13 protein-coding genes are annotated in these 19,325 nt (G+C 71.2%); 10 read left to right on the top strand and 3 right to left on the bottom strand.

Annotated elements, in window-relative coordinates; translation table 11 throughout:
* Positions 1 to 48: 48 nt before the first annotated feature.
* Positions 49 to 2,697, bottom strand: a complete 2,649-nt coding sequence (locus ACE1OA_RS09205) for a SpoIIE family protein phosphatase (RefSeq protein WP_384867770.1) — start codon at positions 2,695 to 2,697, stop codon at positions 49 to 51.
* A 285-nt stretch (positions 2,698 to 2,982) separates the two neighbouring features.
* Between ACE1OA_RS09205 and ACE1OA_RS09200 the strand changes: the two genes are divergently transcribed.
* The 10 genes from ACE1OA_RS09200 (at position 2,983) to ACE1OA_RS09155 (ending at position 17,778) form a co-directional block, all read left to right on the top strand.
* On the top strand, positions 2,983 to 8,484 hold the full coding sequence (locus tag ACE1OA_RS09200) for a HAMP domain-containing protein (RefSeq protein WP_356604353.1): 5,502 nt from the start codon (positions 2,983 to 2,985) through the stop codon (positions 8,482 to 8,484).
* A 250-nt stretch (positions 8,485 to 8,734) separates the two neighbouring features.
* Positions 8,735 to 9,406 (top strand): response regulator, encoded by a 672-nt coding sequence (locus ACE1OA_RS09195; protein ID WP_356604351.1) that lies wholly within the window; start codon positions 8,735 to 8,737, stop codon positions 9,404 to 9,406.
* A 127-nt stretch (positions 9,407 to 9,533) separates the two neighbouring features.
* Entirely contained in the window at positions 9,534 to 12,329 is a 2,796-nt protein-coding gene (locus ACE1OA_RS09190) for a DNA translocase FtsK (RefSeq protein ID WP_432752622.1), read from the top strand.
* A 267-nt stretch (positions 12,330 to 12,596) separates the two neighbouring features.
* Positions 12,597 to 13,421 carry a helix-turn-helix domain-containing protein gene (locus ACE1OA_RS09185; protein ID WP_356604347.1) on the top strand — a complete coding sequence of 275 codons (825 nt, stop codon included), beginning with the start codon at positions 12,597 to 12,599 and terminating at the stop codon, positions 13,419 to 13,421.
* 73 nt (positions 13,422 to 13,494) lie between these two features.
* Positions 13,495 to 14,994, top strand: coding sequence for a 30S ribosomal protein S12 methylthiotransferase RimO (gene rimO, locus ACE1OA_RS09180; RefSeq protein WP_356604345.1), 1,500 nt, complete (start codon positions 13,495 to 13,497; stop codon positions 14,992 to 14,994).
* Positions 14,991 to 15,689, top strand: a complete 699-nt coding sequence (pgsA, locus tag ACE1OA_RS09175; RefSeq protein ID WP_356604343.1) for a CDP-diacylglycerol--glycerol-3-phosphate 3-phosphatidyltransferase — start codon at positions 14,991 to 14,993, stop codon at positions 15,687 to 15,689. Before rimO ends, pgsA begins: the two co-directional genes overlap by 4 nt.
* Complete coding sequence (locus tag ACE1OA_RS09170) at positions 15,686 to 16,195, top strand: CinA family protein (RefSeq protein WP_356604341.1); 510 nt, start codon at positions 15,686 to 15,688, stop codon at positions 16,193 to 16,195. Before pgsA ends, ACE1OA_RS09170 begins: the two co-directional genes overlap by 4 nt.
* A 109-nt stretch (positions 16,196 to 16,304) precedes the next feature.
* A complete protein-coding gene (locus ACE1OA_RS09165) occupies positions 16,305 to 16,688 on the top strand; it encodes a helix-turn-helix domain-containing protein (RefSeq protein WP_147979995.1) in 384 nt (127 codons plus the stop codon).
* 164 nt (positions 16,689 to 16,852) lie between these two features.
* The gene (locus ACE1OA_RS09160; RefSeq protein WP_356604339.1) at positions 16,853 to 17,323 is read left to right on the top strand and encodes a Dps family protein; all 471 of its coding nucleotides are present in this window, start codon (positions 16,853 to 16,855) and stop codon (positions 17,321 to 17,323) included.
* Positions 17,324 to 17,493: 170 nt separating this feature from the next.
* On the top strand, positions 17,494 to 17,778 hold the full coding sequence (locus ACE1OA_RS09155; RefSeq protein ID WP_356604337.1) for a hypothetical protein: 285 nt from the start codon (positions 17,494 to 17,496) through the stop codon (positions 17,776 to 17,778).
* Here ACE1OA_RS09155 and ACE1OA_RS09150 read toward each other — a convergent pair.
* Together ACE1OA_RS09150 and ACE1OA_RS09145 are read right to left on the bottom strand one after the other, a co-directional pair.
* Positions 17,726 to 18,490 (bottom strand): SDR family NAD(P)-dependent oxidoreductase, encoded by a 765-nt coding sequence (locus ACE1OA_RS09150; RefSeq protein ID WP_356777492.1) that lies wholly within the window; start codon positions 18,488 to 18,490, stop codon positions 17,726 to 17,728. The two genes, ACE1OA_RS09155 and ACE1OA_RS09150, sit on opposite strands and share 53 nt — an antisense overlap.
* 36 nt (positions 18,491 to 18,526) lie before the next feature.
* Positions 18,527 to 19,324 carry a DNA-formamidopyrimidine glycosylase family protein gene (locus ACE1OA_RS09145; RefSeq protein WP_384867763.1) on the bottom strand — a complete coding sequence of 266 codons (798 nt, stop codon included), beginning with the start codon at positions 19,322 to 19,324 and terminating at the stop codon, positions 18,527 to 18,529.
* Position 19,325: the final 1 nt, after the last annotated feature.

Here is a 19,325-nt window from a genome sequence, read left to right as displayed (position 1 = left end):
AGAAACCAAGAAGGCCCCCCGCCCAACGGCGGGGGGCCTTCTTGCTGTTCAGCGGTGATCGGGCTCCGGGATGCGCATGGCCAGGATCGCCATGTCGTCCGACGCCGGCTCCTGGGCGAAACGCTCCACCGCGCGCAGGATGCGCGCGGAGACCGCGCCGGCCGTCAGCCCCGTACACGTCCTGAGTACTTCCGCCAGCCCGTCGTCACCGAGCATGCGCGTGCCCTCCCGGCGCTCCGTCACACCGTCGGTCACGCACAGCAGGACATCTCCCGGATCGAGCGTGATGGTCTGCTCGTAGAGCTCCAGGTCCTCCAGGACGCCCAGCAGCGGCTGCGGGTCGGCGGCCGGGACGACCGTGCCGTCCTGGCTCAGCCGCAACGGCAGCGGATGCCCCGCGCACACCACCTTCAGGAGGGCCGAGCCGTCCTCCTGCGGCCACAGCTCGCCGTAGAGCAGGGTGAGGAAGCGGCTGCGGGCCCCCTCGTCGAGAATGGCGGCGTTCAGGCGCTCCAGGACCGCGGGGCCGCCGAAGCCCTCCCGGGCCAGCAGACGCAGGGCGTGGCGGGCCAGGCCCGTGACCGCCGCGGCCTCCGGGCCCGTACCGCAGACGTCGCCGATGGCGAAGCCGTAGGCGTTGTCGCGGATCGGGAAGAGGTCGTAGAAGTCGCCGCCGACCTCGTTGCCCTCGCCGGCCGCGCGGTAGATGACGTCGACCTCGACGCCCGGGACGTCGGGCAGGCCGGGCGGCAGCAGACTCCGCTGGAGGGACTGGCTGATGGCCACACGCTCGGAGTAGAGGCGGGCGTTGTCGAGCGCGAGCGCCGCCCGGCGCGACAGGTCCTCGGCGAGCTCCAGGATCTCCTGGCGGAAGTGGTCGTCCGAGGGCTTGCCCAGGGTCAGCATGCCGATGACGCGGTTGCGGGCCACGAGCGGCAGTACCACCGTCTCGCCGCCGACCGCGGCGGCCGTGGCGAGCGTCGTGTCGATACCGGAGGCCAGCGAACCGCCGGTGCCGCCCAGTTCGCGCATGGACGTGTTCACGGCGGCCCGGTGGGCGGCGTCCCCCGGGGCGGCCCAGACCCGGGCACCGGGCGTCGGCACCGGGTCCGGCGGGGCGATCGAGGACAGCAGTTCCTTGAGGCCGTCGATGCGGTCCTCGTCCTCGTGCAGCACATAGGAGAGGTACGGGTCCGACGCCTGGTCGGCGATCGTGTAGACGGCGCACCAGGTCGCCAGCGTCGGCACGGTCATCTGCGCCATCAGGGCCAGGGTCTGATCCCGGTCCAGGGTGCCGGCGAGCAGGTCCGAGGCCTCGACGAGGAAGCTGAGCGATCCGCGGCGGAGGCGTTCGAGCTCACCCAGACGGGCCGACTCGACGGCGAGGGCGATCCGGTCCGCCGCGAACTGCAGCCGCAGGGCCTCCTCGTTCGAGTAGCGGTGCGAGCCCTCGGCGGCGACCCCCAGGGAGCCGGTGAGGCGGCCCTCCACCTTGAGCGGCACCGTGACGACCGAGCGCATGCCGGTGCCCTCGAGGAGCGGGACCGCGCCGGGGACGGCGGCCAGGTCCTCGTGGACGGCCGGCATCCGTGCGGAGCCGTAGCGGCTGGCGCCGGTCTCGACGGGGACGCGGGCGAAGCGCTGGCGGGCCGAGGGGAGGCCGGTGGTGGCCCGGACCTCCAGCTCCGTCTCGTCGTCGGTGGCGAGCAGCAGGAAGGCGGAGTCGCCGTCCAGCATGTCCCGGGCGCGCTCCACCGTCCGCTGGAGCAGCCCGTCGAGGTCGTCGGGCGCCGGAGAGCCGATGAAGACCTCGAAGGGGTCGGTCGAGCGGTTCTCGGCACCGGAGTCGGAGACCGCGGGGCGCTGCGGGGTCTGCAGGATCGCGCGCTCGTACTCGCGGACCAGGAGGCAGACCGTGGACGGCTCTCCCTGGCTGTCGCGGACGCGCAGATGCGAGGCGTAGACGGGGATCACCCGGCCGTCGGCGCAGCGGATGCCGTAGCTGCCCTCCCAGCGGGACAGGCGCAGCGCCTCGGCGAGGCCCGTGCCGATGCCGGGGGTGTGGGGCCAGGCGGCGAGGTCGCCGAGCGGCTTGCCGGTGACCTGCTCCGAGCTGTACCCGAAGAGCTCCTCGGCGTCCTCGTTCCACGCGCTGATGGTGCCGCCGCGGTCGATCTGGGCGACGGCCACCCGGATGCGGCTGTCGGCGACCGGGAGGAGCGCGTCGGGCAGCACCGGGCCCGCGGCGCGGGTGCCGATCGGACGCTCGGGCAGATCGAGTTGGAACCAGACGTGCTTCTGGGTGGGGGTGTACTCCACGCCCCAGCGGGTGGCGAGGGCGGCGCACAGGAGCAGGCCCCGGCCGTTCTCGCGGTCGGGATGGGCGACGGTGCGCCCGCCCTGGACCGGGATCTCGCGTTCGGGATAGCGGTCGGCGACCTCGACCCGTACGCCGTCGTCGCTGCGCAGGCACAGCACGTCGGCGGAGGTGCCGGCGTGGACGACCGCGTTGGTGACGAGCTCGCTGGTGAGGACGACGGCGTCGTCGACGACCTCGCCGTACCCCCATCCCTGGAGGGTGTCCCGGACAAAGGCGCGGGCGGTCGCGACGGACCGCCCGACAGGATCGAAGCTGGCAGCCGCCCGCGCGGTGATCACAGAACTCCTCGTACGCGTCTCGACGCCCGGCTGTGCCATGGTCGGTCTGCCCCCTCCTGCCGCCCGGTGGTCGTCTGCGCGCCACCCTGCCCCCCGCCGGGCGGATGGGGACGGTTGGACAGCCGGATGCCAGGTTACTTACCTTCGCTGTCCGGGCGGATGCCGGTCACCGCTGTTTCCGTCCCCCGGGGGTGGGGACGTTATGCGAAGCTGCCGAACTGTTATGGCCGGGTTCGGCTGCGGTGAAACACTGGGAAGGCTTGCGACGACAGCCGCGAGCGGTACGGCCCGAGCAGTACGGTCAACCCCTTCGGGAGGGACACGGTGGAGTCTGGCACGGCGGCGCGGCGCGGCGGCGGAAGCGGCAGCGATACGCGCGCGAGAGGCGGACGGTCCCGGAGCGTGGGGACGGTGCAGGTGGACGCGGCGGCCATGGAGCGGCTGCTGGCCGCTCTCGTCTCGATGCGGGACGGGAACTTCCGCAAGCGGCTGACCGTGTCCGGCGACGGGGTGATGGCGGAGATCTCCGCCGTGTTCAACGAGGTCGCGGACCGGCAGATGCACCTGACCGGTGAGCTGTCGCGGGTGCGCCGGACGGTGGGGCGCGAGGGCAAGCTGTCGGAGCGGCTGGAGGCCGGGGCCAGCGAGGGCGCCTGGGCGGCGGCGATCGAGGCCGCGAACGCGCTGGTCGACGACATGACGCGGCCGGTGTCCGAGGTCGGTCGGGTGCTGTCGGCGGTGGCCGAGGGCGACCTCGACCAGCGGATGGACCTGCGGTCGGACGGTCCGGACGGGGCGGCCAGGCCGCTGCGCGGCGAGTTCCTGAAGGTCGCGCGGACCGTGAACAACCTGGTCGACCAGCTGTCGGCGTTCACGGACGAGGTGACGCGGGTCGCCCTGGAGGTGGGTACCGAGGGCAAGCTGGGCGGCCAGGCCCAGGTGCGCGGTATGTCCGGTTCGTGGAAGGACCTCACGGATTCGGTCAACACGATGGCGTACCGGCTGACGGCGCAGGTGCGTGACATTGCTCTCGTCACGACGGCGGTGGCCAACGGCGATCTGTCGCAGAAGGTCACCGCGCACGTCGACGGCGAGATGCTGGAACTCAAGAACACCGTCAACACGATGGTGGACCAGCTGTCCTCGTTCTCCTCGGAGGTGACCCGGGTCGCCCGCGAGGTGGGCACCGAGGGGGAGCTGGGCGGCCAGGCCGAGGTGGCCGGCGTCGCGGGCGTGTGGAAGGACCTCACGGACTCCGTCAACACCATGGCGGGAAATCTCACCAATCAGGTGAGGGGTATCGCCGAGGTGACGACGGCCGTCGCCAACGGCGACCTCTCCCAGAAGGTCACGGTGAGCGCGCGCGGCGAGATCGCGCAACTCGCCGACACGATCAACCAGATGACGGAGACGCTGCGGACCTTCGCCGACGAGGTGACGCGTGTCTCCGGCGAGGTCGGCGCGCAGGGTCTGCTCGGCGGTCAGGCGCAGGTGCCCGGCGCGGCCGGCACCTGGAAGGACCTCACCGACTCGGTCAACACCGTCTTCCGGAACATCACCACGCAGGTGCGGGACATCGCGCAGGTGACGACGGCGGTGGCCAACGGAGACCTGTCGCAGAAGGTCACCGTCAACGTGGCCGGCGAGATGCTGGAGCTGAAGAACACCGTCAACACGATGGTCGACCAGCTCTCCGCCTTCGGTTCGGAGGTGACCCGCGTCGCGCGCGAGGTCGGTGTCGAGGGTCTGCTCGGCGGCCAGGCGGAGGTGCCCGGGGCGGCGGGGAAGTGGAAGGACCTCACCGACTCGGTGAACACGGCGTTCCGCAACCTCACCGGCCAGGTGCGGGACATCGCGCAGGTGACGACGGCGGTGGCCAACGGAGACCTGTCGCAGAAGGTCACCGTGGACGTCGCGGGCGAGATGCTGGAGCTGAAGAACACCGTCAACACGATGGTGTCCCAGCTGTCGTCGTTCGCCGACCAGGTGACCCGGATGGCCCGGGACGTGGGCACCGAGGGGCGCCTCGGCGGTCAGGCCCGCGTCGACGGTGTCTCCGGCACGTGGAAGGAGCTCACCGACTCCGTCAACTTCATGGCCGGCAACCTCACGTCCCAGGTGCGGCAGATCGCCCAGGTGACCACGGCCGTGGCGCGGGGTGACCTGTCGCAGAAGATCGACGTGGACGCGCGCGGCGAGATCCTGGAGCTGAAGAACACCATCAACACGATGGTCGACCAGCTCTCCGCGTTCGCGGAGCAGGTGACCCGGGTGGCCCGCGAGGTGGGCACGGACGGCCGGCTCGGCGGCCAGGCGCAGGTGCCGGGCGTCGCCGGCGTGTGGCGCGACCTGACGGACTCCGTGAACGGCATGGCCGGGAACCTCACCGCCCAGGTCCGCAACATCGCCCAGGTCGCCACGGCGGTGGCGCGGGGTGACCTGTCGCAGAAGATCGACGTGGACGCCCGGGGCGAGATCCTGGAGCTGAAGAACACCCTCAACACGATGGTGGACCAGCTCTCCAGCTTCGCGGAGCAGGTGACCCGGGTGGCCCGCGAGGTGGGCACCGAGGGCATCCTGGGCGGCCAGGCCGAGGTGCAGGGAGTCTCCGGCACCTGGAAGGACCTCACCCAGTCGGTGAACTTCATGGCGAACAACCTGACGTCGCAGGTGCGCAACATCGCCGAGGTCACCACCGCGGTCGCCAAGGGCGACCTCTCGAAGAAGATCACCGTCGACGCCAAGGGCGAGATCCTGGAGCTGGTGACGACCGTCAACACGATGGTCGACCAGCTGTCCAACTTCGCGGACGAGGTGACCCGGGTGGCCCGCGAGGTGGGCACCGAGGGCATCCTCGGCGGCCAGGCCCGGGTGCGCGGGGTCACCGGCACCTGGAAGGACCTCAGCGACAACGTCAACCTGATGGCCAACAACCTGACCAACCAGGTGCGGAACATCTCCCGGGTCTCCGCCGCCGTCGCCAACGGCGACCTGACGAAGAAGGTGACGGTCGAGGCGCGCGGCGAGGTCGCCGAGCTCGCCGACACCGTCAACACCATGGTGACGACCCTGTCGTCGTTCGCCGACGAGGTGACCCGGGTGGCCCGCGAGGTGGGCACCGAGGGCGAGCTGGGCGGTCAGGCGCGGGTGCCGGGCGTGTCGGGCACCTGGAAGGACCTCACCGAGTCGGTGAACTCGATGGCCTCCAACCTGACCGGCCAGGTGCGCCAGATCGCCACGGTCACCACCGCCATCGCCAAGGGCGACCTGACCCGGAAGATCGACATCGACGCCCGGGGCGAGATCCAGGAGCTGAAGAACACCATCAACACGATGGTCGACCAGCTGTCCAACTTCGCCGAGGAGGTCACCCGGGTGGCCCGCGAGGTGGGCACCGACGGCCAGCTCGGCGGCCAGGCGCGCGTCCGGGACGTCGACGGCACCTGGCGCGACCTGACGGAGTCCGTGAACGAGATGGCCGGGAACCTGACCCGGCAGGTGCGCGCCATCGCGGCCGTCGCCACCGCGGTGACCCGCGGCGACCTCAACCTGAAGATCGACGGCGTGGACGCGGCGGGCGAGATCCAGGCGCTCCAGGACAACATCAACACGATGATCGCCAACCTGCGCGACACCACCCTCGCCAACGAGGAGCAGGACTGGCTGAAGGGCAACCTGGCCCGGATCTCCGGCCTGATGCAGGGCCGGCGCGACCTCGACGACGTCGCCTCGCTCATCATGAGCGAGCTGACCCCGGTCGTCTCGGCCCAGCACGGTGCCTTCTTCGTCGCGATGCCGACCGGTCCCGGGGCGGGCGGCGCCGAACCGGTCGGGCCGGGCGAGGGCCCGTACGAGCTGCGGATGCGCGGCAGTTACGGATACTCCTCCGGCTCCATGCCCACCTCCTTCCGCCCGGGCGAGACGCTGATCGGGACGGCGGCCGAGGAGAAGCGGACGATCCAGGTCAACGTGCCGCCGGGCTATCTCAAGATCTCCTCGGGGCTCGGCGAGGCCGCCCCGGCGCACGTGATCGTGCTGCCGGTGCTCTTCGAGGGGAAGGTCCTCGGCGTGATCGAGCTGGCCTCCTTCCAGCCCTTCACCCAGATCCAGCGGGACTTCCTCAACCAGCTCGCCGAGCTGATCGCGACGACCGTCAACACGATCAGCGTCAACACCAAGACCGAGGTGCTGCTCAAGCAGTCCCAGGAGCTGACCGAGCAGCTGCGCGAGCGGTCGGCCGAGCTGGAGCACCGGCAGAAGGAGCTCCAGGGCTCCAACGCCGAGCTGGAGGAGAAGGCCGAACTGCTCGCCCAGCAGAACCGCGACATCGAGGTGAAGAACACCGAGATCGAGGAGGCCCGGCAGGTCCTGGAGGAGCGGGCCGAACAGCTCGCCGTCTCCATGCGCTACAAGTCCGAGTTCCTGGCCAACATGTCGCACGAGCTGCGCACCCCGCTCAACTCGCTGCTGATCCTGGCCAAGCTGCTCGCCGACAACGCGGACGCCAACCTCTCGCCCAAGCAGGTCGAGTTCGCCGAGACCATCCACGGAGCCGGCTCCGACCTGCTCCAGCTGATCAACGACATCCTCGACCTGTCCAAGGTCGAGGCGGGCAAGATGGACGTCTCCCCGACCCGTATCGCGCTGGTGCAGCTCGTCGACTACGTCGAGGCGACCTTCCGGCCGCTGACCGCGGAGAAGGGGCTCGACTTCTCCGTCCGGGTCTCGCCGGAGCTGCCCGCCACGCTGCACACCGACGAGCAGCGGCTGCTCCAGGTGCTGCGCAACCTGCTGTCCAACGCGGTGAAGTTCACCGACACCGGTGCGGTGGAGCTGGTGATCCGGCCCGCCGGCGCGGACGTGCCGCAGTCGATCCGCGAGCAGCTCCTGGAGGCCGGCTCGCTGCGCGACCCGGAGGCCGGTCTGATCGCCTTCTCGGTGACGGACACCGGCATCGGCATCGCCGCCGGCAAGATGCGGGTGATCTTCGAGGCGTTCAAGCAGGCGGACGGGACGACCAGCCGCAAGTACGGCGGTACGGGCCTCGGCCTGTCGATCAGCCGGGAGATCGCGCGGCTGCTGGGCGGCGAGATCTACGCGGCGAGCGAGCCGGGCCGCGGCTCGACGTTCACGCTGTACCTGCCGCTGAACCCGAGCGAGCTGCCCCCGAGCGGCTTCGGGCAGGGGGAGCCGGACGGGACGGACCCGCAGGCCGGCTTCGAGGACGGCCGGAGCGGCGCCGCGGACGCCGGCCTGCACTTCGCCACGCCCGCCGCGCCGGGCGAACGCTCGGGTGCCGGAGCGCTGTTCCGGCACCGGCGCAAGGCGGCCCAGGCCGGCACGGACGTACGGCCGGCGCTGCCCGGACAGCCGGGCGGGCAGGAGCGGCCCGCGGCGGCCGAGGACGACCAGGCGGAGACCGCCCCGCGCCGGGTCTTCACCTTCGGCGGCGAGAAGGTCCTCATCGTCGACGACGACATCCGCAACGTCTTCGCCCTCACCAGCGTCCTGGAGCAGCACGGGCTGGCGGTGCTGTACGCGGAGAACGGCCGCGAGGGCATCGAAGTCCTGGAGCAGCACGACGATGTGACGGTGGTGCTGATGGACATCATGATGCCCGAGATGGACGGGTACGCGACGACGACCGCGATCCGGCGCATGCCGCAGTTCGCGGGGCTCCCGATCATCGCGCTCACCGCCAAGGCGATGAAGGGGGACCGGGAGAAGGCGATCGAGTCCGGCGCCTCGGACTACGTCACCAAGCCGGTCGACCCGGACCACCTGCTGTCCGTGATGGAGGAGTGGATGCGCGGAAACGGAAGGTGAGCTTGCTGACGGACTGTCGCCGAAGGCGTGTGAGAGGGCGGGATACGGGGAACCTTCTGGTCTCTCACCACGTTTCTGCTACGTGCACAGTGACATCTCGGTGACAGGGTGTGGCGACGGGCGGGGTGCGGCTACCATGACCGGCACAAGGACGGACGGCGCAAGGGAGTCGTCTTCTGGGGCGGCACCCGGTGCTACCTCCGGCTCGATGAGCCGGGGAGAGCCGTCGCCGGGGCGAGGAGGACGGGGCATGGTGCAAAAGGCCAAGATCCTCCTGGTCGATGACCGGCCGGAGAATCTGCTGGCGCTGGAGGCCATTCTCTCCGCGCTCGATCAGACGCTGGTGCGGGCATCGTCCGGGGAGGAAGCGCTCAAGGCGCTGCTGACCGACGATTTCGCGGTCATCCTGCTGGATGTCCAGATGCCGGGAATGGACGGATTCGAGACCGCCGCGCACATCAAGCGGCGCGAGCGGACGCGGGACATCCCGATCATCTTCCTGACCGCCATCAACCACGGCCCGCACCACACCTTCCGGGGTTACGCGGCCGGCGCGGTGGACTACATCTCCAAGCCCTTCGACCCGTGGGTGCTGCGCGCCAAGGTCTCGGTGTTCGTCGAGCTGTACATGAAGAACTGTCAGCTGCGTGAGCAGGCCGCACTGCTGCGACTGCAGCTGGAGGGCGGCAGCGGCGGCCAGGCCAAGGAGTCCGCGGGACTGCTGGCCGAACTCTCCGCCCGCCTCGCCGCGGTGGAGGAGCAGGCCGAAGCGCTGTCCAAGCAGCTCGACGACGACTCCGCCGACGCGGCCGCCGTCGCCACCGCCGCGCACCTGGAGCGCAAGCTCACCGGGCTGCGGCGAGCCCTCGACGCCCTGGAACCGGGCACGGGCGCCGCGCCCACGCTGCCTTCGCAGAACTGACATCGCGTCACGGTGCCGTCGCCCGTCGTGAACGGGCGTCAGTTCCGTGCCCCGTCCGCGGCGACACGAACGGGTGAGGCCGGACGCGCACGTGTCCGAGGCCGCTCACACCGGTAACCTCAGCATCATGGCCTCACGTACGTCCGGCAAGGGTTCCCAGGGCACGGCGGGCACCGCAAAGCCGCGCGCCGGCCGTACGACCGGCGCCGCCAAGAAAGCGGCGCCCGCACGATCCCCCGCCAAGCCTCCCGCGAAGAGGACCGCGGCGAAGAAGGCACCCGCGAAGCGCGCGCCCGCCAAGAAGGCGGCCCCCAGGCCCGCCCCGTCACCGACCGGCGGGATCTACCGGCTCGCCCGCGGGCTCTGGCTCGGCATCGCCCACGCCGTGGGGGCGATGTTCCGGGGCATAGGGCGGGGGGCCAAGGGGCTCGACCCGGCCCACCGCAAGGACGGCATGGCGCTGCTGCTCCTCGGCATCGCCCTGATCGTCGCCGCGGGCACCTGGTCCAACCTCCGCGGCCCGGTCGGCGACCTCGTCGAGATGCTGGTCACCGGTGCCTTCGGCCGCCTCGACCTGCTCGTCCCCCTGCTGCTCGGCGCCATCGGCGTCCGGCTCATCCTCTATCCGGAGAAGCCCGAGGCCAACGGACGGATCGTCATCGGCCTGTCCGCCCTGGTCGTCGGCGTCCTCGGACAGGTCCACATCGCCTGCGGCTCCCCGGGGCGCGGCGACGGCACCAAGGCCATGCAGGACGCCGGCGGGCTGATCGGCTGGGCCTCCTCCAAGCCGCTGATCTTCATGATGGGCGAGGTCCTCGCCGTACCGATGCTGGTGCTGCTCACCGTCTTCGGTCTGCTCGTCGTCACCGCCACTCCCGTCAACGCCATCCCGCAGCGGCTGCGCGCGCTCGGGGCGAAGCTCGGCATCGTCGAACCGGCGTACGACCCCGAGGCGGCCGGAGCCGCGGCGGACGAGGAGTACGACGGCTCCTGGCGCGAGGGTGACCGCACCACGCGCCCCCGGCGCGGCGGACCGTCGTCCGGGCAGGTGTACGACGCGGACCGGGCCGAGGAGGAGGCGCTCACCCGGCGCAAGCGGCCCCGCAGGTCCGGCGCCCCCGCCTCCCTCGACCGGCAGATGGACGCCGTGGACGTCGCCGCCGCCGCGGCGGCCGCTCTCGACGGCGCCGTGCTCAACGGCATGCCGCCCTCGCCGCTGGTCGCCGACCTGACCCGGGACGTCACCGCCGAGCGGGCCGCCGCGGTGGCCGCCGCCAAGGCCGCGGGGGAGAAGCCTGCGGCCTCCCCGGCCGCCCCGGTGCCGACGGCCCGTGGCGGGCAGCCCGGCCGCGTCCCCGGAGCCGTACCGGACCTGACCAAGCCCGCGCCGGAGCCCACCGAGCTGCCGGCCCGCGCCGAGCAGCTCCAGCTCTCCGGCGACATCACCTACGGTCTGCCGGCGCTCGACCTGCTGCAGCGCGGCGGCCCGGGGAAGACCCGCAGCGCCGCCAACGACGCCGTCGTCGACTCGCTCTCCAACGTCTTCAGCGAGTTCAAGGTCGACGCTGCCGTCACCGGCTTCACCCGCGGCCCGACGGTCACGCGCTACGAGGTCGAGCTGGGCCCCGCCGTGAAGGTCGAGAAGATCACGGCGCTGACCAAGAACATCGCGTACGCCGTGGCCAGCCCCGACGTGCGGATCATCTCGCCGATCCCGGGCAAGTCCGCGGTCGGCATCGAGATCCCGAACAGCGACCGCGAGATGGTCAACCTGGGCGACGTGCTGCGGCTCGCCGACGCGGCGGGCGACGACCACCCGATGCTGGTGGCGCTCGGCAAGGACGTCGAGGGCGGCTACGTGATGGCCAACCTCGCCAAGATGCCGCACATCCTGGTCGCCGGTGCCACGGGCTCCGGAAAGTCCTCGTGCATCAACTGCCTGATCACTTCGATCATGATAAGGGCGACCCCCGAGGACGTCCGGATGGTGCTCGTCGACCCCAAGCGGGTGGAGCTCACCGCCTACGAGGGCATCCCGCACCTGATCACCCCGATCATCACCAACCCGAAGCGGGCCGCCGAGGCCCTGCAGTGGGTCGTCCGCGAGATGGACCTGCGCTACGACGACCTGGCGGCGTTCGGCTTCCGGCACATCGACGACTTCAACGAGGCCATCCGGGCCGGCAAGGTCAAGCTGCCCGAGGGCAGCGAGCGCGAGCTCCAGCCCTATCCGTACCTGCTGGTGATCGTGGACGAGCTCGCCGACCTGATGATGGTCGCGCCCCGGGACGTCGAGGACGCCATCGTCCGCATCACCCAGCTGGCGCGAGCGGCCGGCATCCACCTCGTGCTCGCCACCCAGCGGCCCTCGGTCGACGTCGTCACCGGCCTGATCAAGGCGAACGTGCCCTCCCGCCTCGCCTTCGCGACCTCCTCGCTGGCCGACAGCCGGGTCATCCTCGATCAGCCGGGTGCCGAGAAGCTCATCGGAAAGGGTGACGGTCTGTTCCTGCCGATGGGGGCGAACAAGCCGACCCGCATGCAGGGCGCCTTCGTCACCGAGGCCGAGGTCGCGGCCGTCGTCCAGCACTGCAAGGACCAGATGGCGCCGGTCTTCCGGGACGACGTCACCGTCGGCACCAAGCAGAAGAAGGAGATCGACGAGGACATCGGCGACGACCTCGACCTGCTGTGCCAGGCCGCCGAGCTCGTCGTCTCGACGCAGTTCGGCTCCACCTCGATGCTCCAACGCAAGCTGCGCGTCGGCTTCGCCAAGGCCGGACGGCTCATGGACCTGATGGAGTCGCGCGGCATCGTGGGGCCGAGCGAGGGGTCCAAGGCGCGCGACGTGCTGGTCAAGCCGGACGAGCTGGACGCGGTCCTGGCCGTCATCCGCGGCGAGTCGGGGGAGCCGGGCGAGTAACGGGGTAGGCGAGTGGTGGGACCGGCCCCGGCCCGGACCCGCCAGGCCGCTCGGAGAGCCGCCGAGCCGTACCGAGACCTGGCCGAGACTCACTCGTAAGGGAACGTGGGCAACCGTTTCCCGGGGGCGTACGTCAAGTTGGAGGAAGGGAACGGACGATGTCCCAGCCTCATGGCGTACAAATGTGCCCGCCCGGTTGCCCCACCCTTTCGTACCACCCATAGACTGAACCTCCAGCAGGTGGTTACACGCTCGAAAGGCGCTCTCGTGTCCATCGGCAACTCCCCCGAAGACGACCGGAACTTCCCGGCAGACGACCGGGATTCGATCGGTCGCGCTCTCCAGCAGGCCCGGATCTCCGCGGGTCTGACCGTCGACGAGGTCAGTGCTTCCACTCGAGTCCGGATCCCGATCGTGCACGCGATCGAGGAGGACGACTTCTCGCGCTGCGGCGGCGACGTGTACGCCCGTGGTCACATCCGCACGCTCGCGCGCGCCGTCGGACTCGATCCCGCGGCCCTGATCGAGCAGTTCGACGCCGACCACGGCGGCCGGCCCGCGCCCACGCCCGCCGCGCCGCTGTTCGAGGCGGAACGCATCCGTCCCGAGCCGCGCCGGCCCAACTGGACCGCCGCCATGGTCGCGGCGATCGTCGCCGTCGTCGGCTTCGCCGGCTTCACGATGTTCAACGGCGAGGACGGCAAGACCACCGGCGCCGTGGCGGAGGGCCCGGCCCCCGAGAAGAAGACCACCAGCCCCAAGCCGACGCCGACCAGGCCGGCCGATCCCAAGCCCGTGCCCTCCGAGAGCGCCATCGCGGCGGTCCCGAAGGACAAGGTCACGGTGAAGCTGACCGCCGTCGACGACAAGAGCTGGATCTCGGCCAAGGCCCACGACGGCAAGCTCCTCTTCGACGGGCTGCTGCTCAAGGGCGAGTCCAAGACCTTCCAGGACGACGAGCGCATCGACCTGATCCTCGGCAACGCCGGACCGATCGAGCTCTTCGTGAACGGCAAGAAGATCGAGGACTCCTTCGAGTCCGGCCAGGTCGAGCGGCTCTCGTACACCAAGGGAGACCCCGAGGCCGGGTGACGCCAGAGGCCCACGTCGCGCAGGTGAACCCTGCGCGGCGGGGACACGGCCGGGACAAAGTAGTCTTGAGTCCATGCCCGAACGCCGTACCGTCGCCCTTGTCACTCTTGGCTGCGCCCGTAACGAGGTGGACTCGGAGGAGCTCGCAGGCCGCTTGGCAGCGGACGGCTGGGAGCTCGTCGAGGACGCCTCGGACGCGGACGTGGCCGTCGTCAACACCTGTGGGTTCGTCGAAGCCGCCAAGAAGGACTCCGTCGACGCCCTCCTCGAAGCCAACGATCTGAAGGACCACGGCCGCACCCAGGCCGTCGTCGCCGTCGGCTGCATGGCCGAGCGCTACGGCAAGGAGCTTGCCGACGCCCTCCCCGAAGCCGACGGCGTGCTCGGCTTCGACGACTACGCCGACATCTCCACCCGCCTCCAGACCATCCTCAACGGGGGCAGTGTCGAGGCTCACACCCCCCGCGACCGGCGCAAGCTGCTGCCGCTGTCCCCGGTCGAGCGGCAGCAGGCCGCCGCCGAAGTGGCGCTGCCCGGACACGGCACCGTCGAGACCCCGCAGAACGTGCCGAGCGACCTCCCCGACGGCCTGGCGCCGGCCTCCGGCCCGCGCGCCCCGCTGCGCCGCCGGCTGGACAGCAGCCCCGTCGCCTCCGTGAAGCTGGCCTCCGGCTGCGACCGCCGCTGCTCCTTCTGCGCCATCCCGTCCTTCCGCGGCTCCTTCGTCTCGCGCCGTCCCTCGGACGTGCTCGGCGAGACGCGCTGGCTCGCCGAGCAGGGTGTGAAGGAGGTCATGCTGGTCTCCGAGAACAACACCTCCTACGGCAAGGACCTCGGCGACATCCGCCTCCTGGAGACGCTGCTGCCCGAGCTGGCCGCCGTCGACGGGATCGAGCGGGTCCGGGTCAGCTACCTGCAGCCCGCCGAGATGCGCCCGGGCCTCATCGACGTGCTGACCTCGACCGAGAAGGTCGTGCCGTACTTCGACCTGTCCTTCCAGCACAGCGCGCCGGACGTGCTGCGGGCGATGCGCCGGTTCGGCGACACGGACCGGTTCCTGGAGCTGCTGGAGACGATCCGCTCCAAGGCCCCCACCGCCGGTGCCCGCTCGAACTTCATCGTCGGCTTCCCCGGCGAGACCGAGGCCGACTTCGCCGAGCTGGAACGCTTCGTCACCCACGCCCGCCTCGACGCCATCGGCGTCTTCGGCTACTCGGACGAGGACGGCACGGAGGCGGCCGGCTACGAGCACAAGCTCGACCAGGAGCTGGTGGACGAGCGCCTCGCCCACCTCTCCCGGCTCGCGGAGGAGCTCACCTCGCAGCGCGCGGAGGAGCGACTCGGAGAGACCCTGGAGGTACTGATCGAGTCGGTGGACTCCGTCGAGGAGGACGGCGGCGTGATCGGCCGCGCCGCCCACCAGGCGCCCGAGACGGACGGCCAGGTGATCGTCACCGCCGACGCCGAAGGGCTCCGGGAACTCGTTCCCGGCCGTATGGTCAGGGCGAAGGTCGTGGATACGGAAGGCGTCGACCTCGTGGCCGAGTGTCTTTTCGAGGAGGCGGGCAGATGACCGGAGCCCCGGCATCCGCGACGGGCGGAACCGGTAGGCCGGCGCCCGGTGGCAAGCTGGGCGCGGCGGCCGTGAACCAGGCCAGCCTCTGGAACATCGCCAACATCCTCACCATGATCCGGCTGGTGCTCGTCCCCGGCTTCGTGGTGCTGCTGCTCCAGGACGGCGGGCACGACCCGGTCTGGCGTGCCTGGGCGTGGGCCGCGTTCGCCGTCGCGATGATCACGGACGTCTTCGACGGCCACCTGGCCCGGGCGTACAACCTGGTCACCGACTTCGGGAAGATCGCCGATCCGATCGCCGACAAGGCGATCATGGCCGCCGGTCTGATCTGTCTGTCCTCGCTGGGAGACCTGCCCTGGTGGGTGACGATCGTGATCCTGGCGCGGGAGCTGGGGATCACGCTGATGCGCTTCTGGGTGATCCGGCACGGGATCATTCCGGCCAGCCGCGGCGGGAAGATGAAGACCCTGGCCCAGGGCACGGCGGTCGGGATGTACGTGCTCGTGCTGACCGGTCCACTGGCCACCCTGCGCTTCTGGGTGATGGCGGTGGCCGTCGTGCTGACGGTGGTCACCGGTCTGGACTACGTCCGCCAGGCGGTCGTGCTGAGGCGCCGGGGGCTGGCCGAGGAACGGGCGGCCGGCGCCGCCGAGGCCGAGTCCGCGGCGGCGGAGGCGGGGCCGGCACGATGACGGCCGCCGCCCGGGTGCTGGAGCTGCTCGCGGAGCGTGGTCACACGCTGGCCGCCGCGGAGTCCCTCACGGGCGGTCTGGTGGCCGCGGAGCTCACCTCCGTGCCCGGAGCCTCCCGGAGCTTCCGCGGGTCCGTGACGGCGTACGCGACGGCCCTCAAGCACGATCTGCTCGGGGTGGACGGGACCCTGTTGGGCGAGCGCGGCGCGGTGGATCCCGAGGTCGCGCTGCAGATGGCGGCGGGTGTGCGCCATCGCCTCGGCGCCGACTGGGGCGTCTCGACGACCGGGGTCGCCGGACCCGATCCGCAGGACGGCCAGGCCGTCGGAACGGTGTACGTCGCGGTCGCGGGGCCGGTCGGTGCCGGGAAAGTGGCCGCATTGCGGTTGAACGGCGACCGTGCGGAAATCCGTAGTGAGAGCGTACGGAGCGTGCTGGAACTGCTCCACGACGAACTCTCGGGAAATGCGCGGGCACAGGATACGGAACAGAACGGGGGGAATTGATGTTTGCAGCCCTGAGTGAACACGACATCGCTCCCCGCACGGCCGCAGCGCGAGGCGGTACGGTGGGGCGTGAAGGATGCGGCTACGCGGTCCGAGGAGGGAGCCACCGATGATTCTGCTCCGTCGCCTGCTGGGTGACGTGCTGCGTCGGCAGCGCCAGCGCCAGGGCCGTACTCTGCGCGAAGTCTCCTCGTCCGCCCGGGTTTCTCTCGGCTATCTCTCCGAGGTGGAGCGGGGGCAGAAGGAGGCTTCCTCCGAGCTGCTCTCCGCGATCTGCGACGCGCTTGACGTACGGATGTCCGAGCTCATGCGTGAAGTGAGCGACGAGCTGTCGCTGGCCGAACTGGCCGAGTCGGCAGCGGCGAGCGAACCGGTGTCCGCGCCGGTCCGCCCGAGGCTCAATTCGGTGTCGGTGACGTCGGTGGCAGGTGTGCCCACCGAGCGGGTGACCATCAAGGCGCCCGCGGAAGCGGTGGACGTCGTCGCTGCCTGAACCGAAGTGGGCGAAAGCCCCGGTGTGGTGCCCAGCAGGGCGCCTACCGGGGCTTTTGTCGTTCTTCAAGCACATTCGGGTGTGTTCGGCGGCGGAGTTTGAGATGCCCGATTCGGGTGATGCGTGCCATGGTGAGGAAACCTCCTACTGGTTGGAGAACACGTATGTCCGTGGTGAAGAGCTCGCTGTCCGAGACCGACCTGAAGACGGTCGGTGACGCGCTGCAGGGAGCGCTGGTCGACCTCGTCGATCTGTCCCTCGTCGCCAAGCAGGTCCACTGGAACGTGGTGGGACCGCGCTTCCGCTCCGTCCACCTCCAGCTCGACGAGGTCGTCGCCACGGCCCGCCAGCACTCCGACGTGGTGGCCGAGCGTGCCTCCGCGGTGGGCGTGAACCCCGACGGCCGGGCCGCCTCGGTGGCCTCCGGCAGCGCCATCGCTGACACCCCCGCGGGCTGGATCAAGGACGTCGACGCGGTGAAGATCCTCGTGGACGCCCTGGTCGCGGTGATCGCGCGGATGCGGGAGCGGATCGAGGCCACCGACGCACCGGACCCGGTCACGCAGGACATCCTCATCGGCCTCACGGCCGATCTCGAGAAGCACGCGTGGATGTTCCAGGCGGAAAGCGCCTGAGGGTGTCCGAGGGGCGCACGGCGGGCCGGGGTGTCCCGGTCCCGCCGACGCGTACGCCGGAGGCGGCGTCCGGGCCGGGCGGTCCGTGGGGGCCGTGCGCCCGGTATGCCCCCCATGCGCCCTCCCGCCGGGTGATACGGCCGGTCTAGCGTCGACCGCAGGAGGCGGCCATGGTACGGCGACGGGTTCCCGCGGTGACGCGCGCACGGGTGGCGGGCGCACTGCTGGCCGGCGGGCTGTGGTGGTGGGCGGTGCTGCGACTGGCGCTGGTTCCGGAGCAGTCCGGGCTGGTCGAGGGGGCGGTCGCGGCCGGTGGCTGGGGGTTGAGTCTGCTGCCGGTGCACGTGACGGCGTCCGCCGCCGCGGGCGGCCGGGGTGGGCGGGGCGTGTCGGACGCCCGGGTCACCACGGCATCGCCACCCCGCCGTTCGGGCGGAGTATCTGACCCGTCGTGAACGACGAGGCGTCGGAGGCGAGATGGAGGACCGCGTGCGCGATGTCCTCCGGTTCGCCGACCCGGCCCAGGGGGGAGTACCGCACCATGGCCGCCTCCGCCTGCAGCTGTGCGGCCGGCTCGTGCCGGTCGGTCATCGGGGTGCGGATCCAGCCGGGCGCGACCGCGTTGACGCGGATGCCGTGCCGGCCGACCTCCGTGGCCAGGGTCTTCGTCAGCTGCACCACGGCCGCCTTCGCGGCGCTGTAGCAGAGCAGGCCGGTGCCGGCCGAGTCCACCGCTCCCGAGGCCATCGTCACGATCGAACCCCGCGTCCCGGACGCGATCATCGAGCGGGCCGCCTCCTGGCAGGCGTACAGGACTCCCTTGAAGTTGACCGCGAGGACGCGGTCGAGGTCCTCGTCGCGGGTCTCCAGGACGGTGCTCGTGTGCATGATCCCGGCGACGGCGGCCATGACGTCGAGCGGACCCGCGCTCGCGACGGCGGCGGCGAGCGCGGCGCGGTCGGTGACGTCCAGCGGGTGGAGGCGAGCCCTCCCCCCGTGCCGTGAGACGAGCGCACCGGTCTCCTCCAGGCCCGCGGCGTCACGGTCGGCGCAGTGGACGACGGCACCCGCCTGGGCGAGGAGCAGGGCGGTGGCGCGGCCGATGCCGCTCGCCGCGCCGGTGACGAAGGCCGTGCGGCCGGTGAGGTCGTACGCCATGAGGGGCATGACGGGACCGTACGACCGGATCTGACGGACCGTCAATCAGCTGGAGGGGCCCTTCTGGCAACCGGGGCACCAGTAGCTGATCCGCTCCAGCTGCCCCGGGGGTTCCGCCTTGCGGACGAGGGTGCCGCACCGCGGACACGGGCGGTTCTCGCGGCCGTAGACGTGCAGGCGCTCCCGGCTCCGGGCGGTCGTCGTCGTCCGGCGGTCGGGCCGGTCCTTGTTCGCCTCCAGCAGGCGGTGGGCCGTGGCCACCAGTCGCTCGGGGACACCCGGCGGGAGTTCGCCGACCGGGAGCCAGGGCGTGACGCCCGCGAGGAAGGCCAGCTCCACCTTGTAGACATTGCCGATGCCGGCGAGGTTGCGCTGGTCCAGCAGGGCTTCGCCGAGCGGGCGTTCCGGGTCCGCACCGAGTCTGCGGACCGCCTCGTCGGGATCCCAGTCCGGGCCGAGGAGGTCCGGACCGAGATGGCCGACGACCTCGGCCTCGTCCGCGGTGCGGATCAGTTCGAGGACCGGGAGGCGGTAGCCGACGGCGGTGTGCTCGGCGTTGCCGAGGATCGCCCGGATCTGGTGGGCGGGGCCCCCGCGCCAGCGCTCACCGGTGGCGTACACCCGCCACGACCCGTCCATGCGCAGATGGGAGTGGAGGGTCAGGCCGCCCTCCACACGGGTCAGCAGGTGCTTGCCGCGCGGGGTGACGTCCAGGACCGTGCGGCCGGTGAGATCGGCCGTGGCGAACCGGGGCACCCGCAGATCGGACCGGGTCAGGACCCGCCCGGCCAGCGCGGAGTCGAGCCGGTGCGCGGCCTTCCAGACGCTGTCTCCCTCGGGCATG

Source organism: Streptomyces sp. JL2001 (assembly GCF_050917515.1).
Classification (GTDB): domain Bacteria; phylum Actinomycetota; class Actinomycetes; order Streptomycetales; family Streptomycetaceae; genus Streptomyces.
This window is presented reverse-complemented; position numbering and strand designations above follow the sequence as displayed.